Here is a 1,366-nt window from a genome sequence, read left to right as displayed (position 1 = left end):
GCCGGCGCAGGGCCGTCGGGGTGCCGGAGAAGCGCGGCGCCGGGGCCGGCTGGAGGACACCGTCGGATTCGGTGTACGTGCCACGGGCGGCCAGGTGCGGGTGCTCCGGCGCCTCGGTCCAGTCCAGGACGGGCGCCACGCACGCGTCCGACGCGGACAGCAGCGCCGTCCACTCGTCCCGGGTGCGGGTCCGGAAGAGCCGGCCCCACGACTCGCGCAGCGCCGGCCAGTTCGCCGGGTCGGTGCGGTCCAGCGCCTCGTCCGGGTGCAGCGGGAACCCGGTGCGCCGCACCAGTTCGTCGTAGAAGCGCGGCTCCAGCGCGCCCACCGCGACGTACCTGCCGTCGGCGCACTCGTACGTGTCGTAGAACGGGGCGCCGCCGTCGAGCAGGTTGACCCCGCGCGGGTCCTGCCACATGCCGATCCGGCGCAGCGCGTGGATCTGGGTGCCGAGCACCGCCACGCCGTCCACGATGGCCGCGTCCACCACCTGGCCGGGGGCGCCGCTGCGCACCGCGTACAGGGCGGAGACCAGGCCCAGGGCGAGCATCATGCCGCCGCCACCGAAGTCGCCGAGCAGGTTCATCGGCGGCACCGGGCGCTCCCCGGCCCGGCCGATGCCGTGCAGCGCCCCGGTCAGCGCCAGGTAGTCGATGTCGTGCCCCGCGTACGGGGCGGCCGGCCCGTCCTGGCCCCAGCCGGTCATCCGCCCGTACACCAGCCGGGGGTTGACCGCGTGACAGTCGGCCGGTCCCAGGCCGAGCCGCTCGGTCACGCCCGGCCGGAAACCCTCGATCAGCGCGTCCGCGTCGGCGAGCAGCGCGAGGACCGCCTCCCGCCCGCCGGCCGACTTCAGGTCCACCGCGATCGAGCGGCGGCCCCGGTTCAGCAGGTCCGGGTGCGGAGTGCCGAACGCGGAGGGGTCCACGTCGCCCACCCGGTCCACCCGGACCACGTCGGCGCCCAGGTCGGCCAGCATCATCGCGGTGAACGGGCCCGGTCCGATGCCGGCCAGCTCGATCACCCGTACGCCGGCGAGGGGACCGGTCACCGCGTCGTCCGTCATCGGGCCACCATAGGCGCTCGGCGTTTGCCGGGTAAGGGGCGGGGAACGCTCGTGGGGTGGATCGGGGGAGTGGCGTGATCAGGGTGGCCATGCTGCACGGCCCCGGCCGCCCCGACGCCGACGGCGTCAGTGACTACGTGACGCACCTGGTCGACGCGCTGGGCGAGGTGGACGTCGAGGTGACTCCGGTGCCGCTGCGGCCGACCCGGGCGCGGGGCGGTTGGCGGTCGGCGGTCAACTACGCGCCGATCGCCGTGGGCGGGGTGCTGCTCGGCGTGGGGCTGTGGTGGTGGCTGTCGG

At 75.6% G+C, this 1,366-nt stretch carries 2 protein-coding genes; one reads left to right on the top strand and one right to left on the bottom strand.

Annotated elements, in window-relative coordinates:
* Positions 1-1,066 (bottom strand): CaiB/BaiF CoA-transferase family protein (locus tag AB0I76_RS29940; protein WP_357042496.1); only part of this gene is annotated, 1,066 nt, incomplete at its 3' end.
* A 74-nt stretch (positions 1,067-1,140) separates the two neighbouring features.
* Here AB0I76_RS29940 and AB0I76_RS29935 point away from each other — a divergent pair.
* Positions 1,141-1,366: hypothetical protein (locus tag AB0I76_RS29935; RefSeq protein WP_357042493.1), on the top strand; the 226-nt coding region annotated here is incomplete at its 3' end.

Origin of the sequence: Micromonospora sp. NPDC049799 (genome assembly GCF_040656655.1) — a bacterium.
In the GTDB taxonomy this organism is placed as follows: Bacteria; Actinomycetota; Actinomycetes; order Mycobacteriales; family Micromonosporaceae; genus Micromonospora.
This window is presented reverse-complemented; position numbering and strand designations above follow the sequence as displayed.